Source organism: Lysinibacillus sp. NPDC047702 (assembly GCF_050272555.1).
Lineage (GTDB): Bacteria > Bacillota > Bacilli > Bacillales_A > Planococcaceae > Lysinibacillus.
Genome location: NZ_JBNNMG010000027.1, coordinates 53239 through 61799, shown reverse-complemented (window position 1 = coordinate 61799; position 8561 = coordinate 53239). Strand labels below are relative to the sequence as shown.

Sequence of the window (8561 nt, the reverse complement as noted above, 5' to 3'; positions counted from 1 at the left end):
TCATATAAAACACAGGCAGTTGCCAATAATGCAATTTCTGAAATGAAACATCTTGGCATTTTAGTATATGCTGAGTCCATTTTGGCTTAACAAAATGACCAGGTAATCACAAAAATTTGTGAGCCTGGTCATTTTTTTATTGCCAAATACAGAACATTCGTTCTATAATATAAACAAACAAATGTTCTTACTTTGAGGAGGCGTAAAGGATGGCAACTAAAACAAAAACACCGGCAAAGAAAAAAGAACCAAAGCACTTAGATCGAGACGAGTTTGATTTAGAAGAAATCGCATACGCATTAACTGAAGCAATGAATGAATCAAAGCGCAAAGCCTTTTCTATCTATAGAAAGGAAGAACCACTCTTAGGTATAGTCAATAAAATGGATGCAAACACTAAATTAATTCATATCAAGGATAAATACAGGATTGTCCATAAGGTACATTTTCTTGATATTTTAAGTATTTCTGATGTTGATTAGTGGAGAGTGATTTTAATGATACGTGATCGTAGCTTGTTGTATGAGTATATAAAATTAGACATGGCAATAAAGTCATTACAACAAGACTATTCATCACTCGAAAAATTAAAGATGGCAAAAGTCTACATTAATATTGTTGAGGGCTTACTAAAAAATATAAGAAATGATTTTCACAATAAAAAGAGGGTCTTAGCTAAGAAAAATATTGCTGTTGTGAAGTGGATTCAAATTGATGAATACTTTAGTGATGTCATTGTAAAAACGGCTGGAGAAGATGAAGTACTGCGTTATGCCAAGCAAGCATTAAAAACTCAGGTGGAAGAATTGATAAGTAAATACCTGAATAATTAATCCGACATATAGTCACTCATTTTATATTAGTGAGTGGCTTATTTTTATAGATAGACAAGATTAGATTTTAAAAAATACACGAATACTAAAGCATGGACATCGAGACATTACACCTTATAGCGATTCGTTGTTTTGAACGTATTCGAACGAAATGCATATTTTTAAGAATTTATACTTATGGAGAAGAGGATGGCAATTTAGCGTTTTATGGTTTGTACAAATGCAAGCGTAGATTTGTGGTAAGAAAAGTAATTTTAACATTTAATGGCGAAGTTGTTGCCATTATCACACTATAAATCAGAGAATTTTGTCGTATTTTGACGAAAAGTAACATTTATTTTTAGAATGGGTGTGAAACCCATTTAAAAATAATGTTGACAGTGCTACCATAAAAGTAACAGGAAATAAGGGGAACCTTTGTTCTGAAATCTGTAACGGAGATGATTGATATTTTTAGTCAAGAAAACAAAAAAACACCTCAAGCAGCAACTTGAGATGTGGAAAAATTCGAGTGACATCCACTCAGTAAACCAATACTAATTATAACCGATAACGGTTATTAATCAATATTATAGCCAAAAACGATTGTAATTAAAAGTAATTAAATGTGGATGTCCTCAAAAATGAGGGGGATAAATCATGCAAAATCAAACTATTGTCCAACAAGCATTCATTAAAATCATGGAAGAACGAGTTTTCCAAGTAGCATGGGAGAAAGCTAAAAAAGATGAAAAATATATTGAATCAGAGAATAAAAGAATTATTGCATTTGATTTATTAAGTAAATCTTTAAACACTGATAAACAAAAACACCTCTTACTTGAGTTAGAAGCTATTTGGGAATTAACAGAGCGTTTTATGCAAGAGTATGTATATCGTCAAGGGATACAGGATAGCCAAATGATTCATAAAGAGTTGCACTCTTTTGGCATTGATGTTACGAAAGAAAGTTTAAATGTTTCTATTAACAGTACTTTATAAAAAAGAAAAGTTACTCATATAAACTAAATGAGTAACTTTTTTATTTGTAAGTATAGTGAAAATGACTTTCTTCTATTATATATCTAAAAATGTGGTTAAATGTCGAATCATAATAATGACAGACGGTTGACGCCCCCTGATTTGCCCCCTATACTAAATCTACGTATAAACCTTTAAGTATTATAGTTTAGTATATTGGTTGATTCGAAAAGCTCAAATACATTAAAAAATACATAAAAATTCTACACTAATAAACGTGTAATTATAGGGTAATAAAAGAGCTTTAGCATTTTTATCATAACCTGACTATACGTTAAACTAAGTTTTAACGTATAGTCAGGTTTCTTTCAACTAGGCAAAAACAATAGGAAATACACTTTTTCATTAAATTGTCAAAAAATTTAAAATTATTTATCCCGAATTATACAACATTGAAATGGGTATTATTTACAAGATAAAGATAGTTTTATGTTAAGAGTTTAGCACTAAGAATTCTTGGGTTATTTATGCTACCATAACTAAAATAATTACAGTAGTGAACTTCCAGGTTTGACACTAATTAGAGATAAATATTGTAGCTTTTAAAGATGTTAGATAGATTCAAGAATTCTTTAAGAGTAGAAAAACGCCAATCCTATTTTTGATTTTATAGGATTAGCGTTTTCAATTATATGGAATGGATTGACGCAAAGTACGGGGCTTGTCCTTGACGGAAATATGTGAATAGATACCCGTTTTTTTGTACAATTTTGCCTTTTGTGAAATTTTGGAAATCTATATTATGTGGAACAACAAGTGTATGCTTAAACAATTCTTTTTCAGATAAATTGAAATTAGCGAATTCTTCTCCCGCTATTGAAGGGTTTTCACGCAAAGCATTGTAAATTGCTTTTAGTTGCTCTTCTGTTGGACGTTCCTTCCACCATAGCTTGCGTGGTTGGAATTGCTGTACCATCAAATAATCTAGCTGCATTAAGCTTTTAACAATATTTATATTAACACCCTCAATCGTTTCTAAAAACATTAATAAACGACGGAATAAATCCTCAAGTTGATGGCCAATTCGGGACCATCCCTCTGTTTCCCAATAAGTTCCGAAACTTTGGAAGAAATCGAAAGGTGTTTCAAAAACTTCTGTTACTAGATATTCAACTGTATGGTCCATACGATGATCATTCCAATATTTTTCAAGTACATCCTCTGCGTGTTTAATACGGACAATATCATCGAAATTTAAGACATTATTAGAGAAAATCTCATAGGGTGCTAAATCCACATAAGTATAGCCGAATTTTTCAGCTTCAAGACGAAGCCCTGTTCCGCGCAACAGCTTAAGGAATCCAAGCTGTAATTCCTCAGGTCTCATTGCAAAAACATCATTAAAAGTTTGTCTGAAGCTGCCATAATCCTCTTCAGGCAGACCGGCAATTAAATCTAAATGCTGATCAATTTTTCCACCATCTTTAACCATCGTTACCGTACGTTTTAGCTTTTCAAAATTTTGACGGCGTTGAACCAGTGTATTTGTTAAATCGTTTGTAGATTGTACGCCTATTTCAAAACGGAATAAACCTTTTGGTGCGTTATCATTTAAAAATTGGATGACCTCAGGACGCATAATATCTGCGGTAATCTCAAATTGAAATACAACGCCCGGCTTATGCTCATCGATTAAAAATTGAAACATTTCCATAGCATAGCTGCGACTAATATTAAAAGTACGGTCTACAAATTTAATTGTACGCGCACCATTATTCATTAGGAATCGAATGTCTTCTTTTATTTTTTCCCGGTTAAAATAACGGACCCCTACTTCAATTGAAGATAAGCAAAATTGACAGCTAAACGGACATCCTCTACTTGTTTCAATATACTGAATTCGTTTGCTCAGATGTGGGATATCCTCCTCAAAACGAAATGGGCTCGGCAATTCTCGTAAGTCTATTTTAGGTGGCTGAGCATGAATTCTTACTTTACCATCCTCTAGATAACATATCCCTGGTACATCCTCTAACGAAATCTCTCCATGTAAATAGTGCAGTAATTGTTTGAAAGATGTCTCGCCTTCGCCCATAATAATAAAATCAATTTCCTCAACTCTACGTAACCAATAGTGGGCATCATAAGAAACTTCAGGTCCTCCCAGCAAAATTTTAACATCAGGACAGACAGTTTTTAACATTTTAATAACGTGAATAGTTTCTTCAATATTCCAAATGTAGCAACTAAATCCTACAATATCAGGTTTTTTTTGAAATAAATCTGATACAATATTAAAAGCAGGATCTTTAATTGTGTATTCTGCAATAATTGAATTAAACTCTGGTAAAGCAGCTCCTTTTAAATAACGCAATGCTAAATTTGTGTGAATATACTTTGCGTTTAAAGTAGTTAAAATAGTATTCATACAATAATCTTCCTTTCAACATCTAATTGTAACAGTCAAGTAGCTATCATACAATATAATCCTTTTTACCTATTTATTTTGTGAACGGTTCGTGAAATAATTTTAAATACTTAAATTTACTAAATTTTGTAATAATAGAATCGTACAGTCATAAAGTATAGTAAAGACTCAAAATTCAATTTAGAGGTTTTTTACTCTTTTGAAAGGTTCGGTGAGAAAGTTGAAGCAAAATGATATTAATCAATGTTTTGGAAATCTTATGAAAAGTACTTCGTCACCAACACTTATTCTGAATAAAGCAGGAAAAATTTTAAACGTTAATGAAGCTGCTATAAAACTTTTTAACCTGAATTTAACGTATATTGGCTATTTAGCAATGGACGAGCCATCCAATTTAAAATGGGCGAAGTTTGTCAAACAACTACAAAACGACCTGAGATCTGAAGAAATCTTTAATATTCGTATTGTTGGTAACGAATTTGAGATGATGTCCTTCAAATGCTTTTATGATTCAAACACGGAGGAAATCGTTGCCCAAATTTCAACATTAAATAATGATGTTGCCCATAAGTTATATGTTAGTCAGGAGCAGGAAAGATCACAGTCTTTCAATGCGTACGATCACTTACCATATGCTGTCATAGTAAGTGATGCTAGCGGGATAATTCTTGGGCTCAATAAGTATGCCGAAATGTATTTAAAAATAGAAAAAGCGCAGCTTCTTCATAAAGCACATCAGCATATCTTTGACTCATTTACAATGAAAAAAGGGCAAATTACTTCCTATCTTTCAAAATTGATGGGTGAGAAACATGCAAGTATTCATGTTGTTGATGAAACGCAAGTTAGCAGAACTTGTTATTATGAAATCTCTAGTGTTTTTGACGAATACAACAATATTATTATCACAGTTATTAATGATGAAACAGAAAAGAAACAACTTCAACATAAAGTTGAGCATCAGCAGGCATTAAATGTTGTTGGTCAAATGGCTGCAAGCATTGCCCATGAAATTCGTAATCCATTGACTTCACTCAAAGGCTTTACGGAATTATTAAAGCTGAACGCTGATGAAGAATCAAGAATGTATTTATCTGTCATTGATAGTGAGCTACAACGGATGGAACAAATTTTATCCGAACTTTTAGTATTGTCCAAGCCAACAAGTATGAAGGTGGAATTATTAGATTTAGACAATATTGTAAAGCAAGTGATTGAATTTATGCTTCCAGATGCATTGATGAAAAATATTATGATTCAATATATTTCTTCTGCTAATCAAGCATATATTGGCGGCAATGAAAATCGTTTAAAGCAAGTTTTCATGAATCTCATCAAAAATGCGATGGAGTCCATGAATAATGGTGGAACGATCACGATAGAAATGAATGTCATTGACTGTACGATTGAACTAATGATTAAAGACGAAGGCGTCGGTATGGATAATAGTACCCTTCAAAACTTATTCCAGCCTTTTTACACGACCAAATCAACAGGGACAGGACTAGGCCTTGCTTTCGTGAAAAAAGTGATAGAAGAGCATGAAGGGCTAATAGGTGTGAATAGTGAATTACAGAAGGGGACATGCTTCCACATGCAATTCCCAATTTACACATTTAATCAAATGGATGCAGTAGATGTATCGACGAAGGACTCTGCGTATTTAGTAACATAAGGAAAGTAAAAATGGTTGCATAAATGTTTTAAAGTGCACAAATATAGATATTGCTTTTGACAATGCTTTTCTAAAATCGCTATAATGGCATGTATAAAGAGCGAATTGAGAGGAAAAGGATATGACGTCAGAAGATTTAAAGCAATCTTTAAAATTATATATTGTATTATCACGTGCACATAAAGCGATTAATGAGACAACCCATTCATTTTTCCAAGAGAATGGATTAAATCCTACTGAATTTGCTGTACTAGAACTTCTTTATCATAAAGGAAGACAACCCTTACAGCAAATTGGCAATAAAATTTTGCTAGCCAGTGGGTCTATTACGTATGTCATTGACAAACTTGAAAAAAGAGGATATTTATTGCGAGTCTCTTGTCCAGCAGATCGCCGGGTTACCTATGCAGAAATTACTGATAAGGGTGAGGCGTTTATGAGTGAGCTATTTCCAAAGCATGAGCGTCATTTACATGAGCTAGTGAGTGTGTTATCTGTGGAAGAAAAAGATCAAGCTATCACTTTGTTGAAAAAGTTAGGGTTGTCCATTAAAGATTTGTCTTATTAAAAAGAGAAACAAGCTGTACCCCTAAAGTTAGAGTGAATTATCTAACTTTAGGGGTGTTTTTTATAGACAAAAAAGACTGTAGGCAAACATTTTAGTTTGACTACAGTCTTTTTTTCAATATTTATTGTTTTGAAATTGTTGCTGCCATATTAAGCATAGCATCTGTTAAATCTAATTCATCATTATCATGGATTATTAGTTTTGTAATTAAGCCATCTTTTTCAAAAACAACCCCAACTACTTTTTCCGTATCGAAATCAACTACATAGCCTTCGATGTTTGTTACATTCTTAAATGCAGCAAGCTCCTCAGAAGTTAACGCTACTGGTTCTCCAACAGCATTCATATGATCTTGCAGAGAAGTTTTAACATCATTATAGTTTGCTTGAGAAGCATCTACAGTTTCAATACGCATAAATACTTCATCATTTTCATTTGAGACTAACATGTCTTTACCTGGTTCTTCTTGAGTAAGTGTGAATCCAGGTAGCTGTTGCATTTTATAGCCCTGTTCAGCACTTTTAGATTCACTTGCCTTTTCAGTTTTATCTACACCTTTTTGAATGTATTTAACCTCTTGCTGTGGACTAGTAGAGGTATCTGTGTTTGAATCATTTGATGTAGGCGTTTCTTGCACTTCACCTGCAGTGTTATCCTCAGTTGGTTTTTGTTCATTGGAAGTATTTGATGGCTCATTATTTTGAGCATCAGAATTCTCTGATTTGTCAGTAGTATTACATCCTACAACTAAAACGGCTGTTAGTAATAATGCAAGTAATGGGAATAATTTTTTTTGCATGAAAAGCCCTCCTTTTCTAAATTAAACGTTGGTAAAGATAAAATGTTTCCAATTTTTAATGTTATGATGTTAAAGGTAACACTAAAAATAATAATAGTACAAAAACTACATGGGCTACAATAACAAGTGGCATACTTTTACGCCATTCATATAAAAAGCCCCAAATAAGGCTTGCTATGAGTGCAGCAACCATACCAAGCATAAAGCCACTTAATGCAATGGAGATGGCGCATAAAATAGCTGTTACAATAACAGCAACAGCAGGGCGCATAAAGCGTTTTAACTGTTGTTGAATATATCCGCGCCAAAATAGTTCTTCACCAATAGCTATAATGAATACAAGTAAAATATAGTGCCAAATATTTTGTGGTCCATAGTTTGTTAAAAAATTTTGAACAGATTGTACTAACGAATCATTGATGTATGGTGCAAGCCAATAACCAAGGCGAATGATACCATATGTGATTGTACCGTATCCAATACCAAAGAGTAGAAATTGCCATGTAGGTAATTGATCTTCGATTTTACCAGCCAAGATGGAGATTGCAATACATACAAGCAAAATAAATGCATACAAGTACCAAAATACAGCTTGATTAGCAAAGGTAAAAGCTAGCATGCCATAAACGAATAATAAAGAAAGGAGAAATAATATTGTTTGTTTCGAATTTGTAAGCATAATTCGACCTCCATGCTTTAATTTTATCAAAAAAAAAGTCCCATATCATCTATAAAGACAAATAGGGACTATTCAGACTATTAAGCTTCATTAGTATATAAAATTTTGTATCGTTTATGATTGACAACTGTTTTCTCTTCAATCTCTAAAGTATCGAAGTTCTCCATGTATGTTAAATCTACAATTACCGAATTTTCATTAACCTTTTCAACAATACCTTGCAGACCATTTTTAAACTCGATAATATTTCCAACTTCAGCTATTTTCACAGACAGTCAGCTCCTTCATCGACTAATAATATACAGTTTGCATTAAAAAAAGGGAAACGTAAAGCTTTTTTTGAATAATTCATAATTTAATACACAAAATGATTAAGAAGAAAGGAATGTAATAAATGGAAAAATACGAAAATATGCTTAAACAATTACAAAATGGGGAAATTAACAGTATAGAAATTGATAAGGAACAATTTTATGAATTTCGAGAAGTGCTGGTAAAACATCCTTTATTCAAACATTTTCGTGGTGAGGCCAAACAAAATGGGCTAGTGATTTATACTTATCAGGAAATTCCTAGAAGTTAATTTGTCGAACATTGTCGGAAGTTAATGCTGTAAGAA

At 32.6% G+C, this 8561-nt stretch carries 10 protein-coding genes; 6 read left to right on the top strand and 4 right to left on the bottom strand.

The window, feature by feature from the left end; all coding sequences use genetic code 11:
• Window positions 1–209: 209 nt before the first annotated feature.
• From ACQKIM_RS14305 to ACQKIM_RS14295, 3 genes are all read left to right on the top strand, one after another.
• Window positions 210–482 (top strand): YolD-like family protein, encoded by a 273-nt coding sequence (locus tag ACQKIM_RS14305; protein ID WP_427545003.1) that lies wholly within the window; start codon window positions 210–212, stop codon window positions 480–482.
• Window positions 483–497: 15 nt separating this feature from the next.
• Window positions 498–833, top strand: coding sequence for an aconitate hydratase (locus ACQKIM_RS14300; RefSeq protein WP_427545001.1), 336 nt, complete (start codon window positions 498–500; stop codon window positions 831–833).
• 639 nt (window positions 834–1472) lie between these two features.
• On the top strand, window positions 1473–1814 hold the full coding sequence (locus ACQKIM_RS14295; RefSeq protein WP_427544999.1) for a hypothetical protein: 342 nt from the start codon (window positions 1473–1475) through the stop codon (window positions 1812–1814).
• A gap of 667 nt (window positions 1815–2481) precedes the next feature.
• Here the strand turns inward: ACQKIM_RS14295 and ACQKIM_RS14290 are convergent.
• Window positions 2482–4221 (bottom strand): B12-binding domain-containing radical SAM protein, encoded by a 1740-nt coding sequence (locus tag ACQKIM_RS14290; RefSeq protein WP_427544997.1) that lies wholly within the window; start codon window positions 4219–4221, stop codon window positions 2482–2484.
• A gap of 211 nt (window positions 4222–4432) precedes the next feature.
• Between ACQKIM_RS14290 and ACQKIM_RS14285 the strand changes: the two genes are divergently transcribed.
• Window positions 4433–5896 (top strand): PAS domain-containing sensor histidine kinase, encoded by a 1464-nt coding sequence (locus ACQKIM_RS14285; RefSeq protein ID WP_427545009.1) that lies wholly within the window; start codon window positions 4433–4435, stop codon window positions 5894–5896.
• Between the two features lie 121 nt (window positions 5897–6017).
• A complete protein-coding gene (locus ACQKIM_RS14280) occupies window positions 6018–6464 on the top strand; it encodes a MarR family winged helix-turn-helix transcriptional regulator (RefSeq protein ID WP_427544995.1) in 447 nt (148 codons plus the stop codon).
• Between the two features lie 121 nt (window positions 6465–6585).
• Here ACQKIM_RS14280 and ACQKIM_RS14275 read toward each other — a convergent pair whose 3' ends face one another.
• The 3 genes from ACQKIM_RS14275 to ACQKIM_RS14265 all read right to left on the bottom strand — a co-directional run bounded on the left by ACQKIM_RS14275 (window position 6586) and on the right by ACQKIM_RS14265 (window position 8211).
• Window positions 6586–7263: a hypothetical protein gene (locus ACQKIM_RS14275; protein WP_427544993.1), complete on the bottom strand. Its 678-nt coding sequence runs from the start codon at window positions 7261–7263 to the stop codon at window positions 6586–6588.
• 61 nt (window positions 7264–7324) lie between these two features.
• Window positions 7325–7942: a CPBP family intramembrane glutamic endopeptidase gene (locus tag ACQKIM_RS14270; protein WP_427544991.1), complete on the bottom strand. Its 618-nt coding sequence runs from the start codon at window positions 7940–7942 to the stop codon at window positions 7325–7327.
• A gap of 80 nt (window positions 7943–8022) precedes the next feature.
• Window positions 8023–8211 carry a YkvS family protein gene (locus tag ACQKIM_RS14265; protein WP_427544989.1) on the bottom strand — a complete coding sequence of 63 codons (189 nt, stop codon included), beginning with the start codon at window positions 8209–8211 and terminating at the stop codon, window positions 8023–8025.
• A 125-nt stretch (window positions 8212–8336) separates the two neighbouring features.
• On the opposite strand from ACQKIM_RS14265, the gene ACQKIM_RS14260 reads away from it, so the two are divergent.
• Window positions 8337–8525: a hypothetical protein gene (locus ACQKIM_RS14260; RefSeq protein WP_427544987.1), complete on the top strand. Its 189-nt coding sequence runs from the start codon at window positions 8337–8339 to the stop codon at window positions 8523–8525.
• Window positions 8526–8561: the final 36 nt, after the last annotated feature.

Excerpts from the sequence above, each read along its gene's own strand:
- ACQKIM_RS14305 (WP_427545003.1), top strand. The coding sequence starts at position 210 with ATGGCAACTAAAACAAAAACACCGGCAAAGAAAAAAGAACCAAAGCAC.
- ACQKIM_RS14300 (WP_427545001.1), top strand. The coding sequence starts at position 498 with ATGATACGTGATCGTAGCTTGTTGTATGAGTATATAAAATTAGACATG.
- ACQKIM_RS14295 (WP_427544999.1), top strand. The coding sequence starts at position 1,473 with ATGCAAAATCAAACTATTGTCCAACAAGCATTCATTAAAATCATGGAA.
- ACQKIM_RS14290 (WP_427544997.1), bottom strand. The coding sequence starts at position 4,221 with ATGAATACTATTTTAACTACTTTAAACGCAAAGTATATTCACACAAAT.
- ACQKIM_RS14280 (WP_427544995.1), top strand. The coding sequence starts at position 6,018 with ATGACGTCAGAAGATTTAAAGCAATCTTTAAAATTATATATTGTATTA.
- ACQKIM_RS14275 (WP_427544993.1), bottom strand. The coding sequence starts at position 7,263 with ATGCAAAAAAAATTATTCCCATTACTTGCATTATTACTAACAGCCGTT.
- ACQKIM_RS14270 (WP_427544991.1), bottom strand. The coding sequence starts at position 7,942 with ATGCTTACAAATTCGAAACAAACAATATTATTTCTCCTTTCTTTATTA.
- ACQKIM_RS14260 (WP_427544987.1), top strand. The coding sequence starts at position 8,337 with ATGGAAAAATACGAAAATATGCTTAAACAATTACAAAATGGGGAAATT.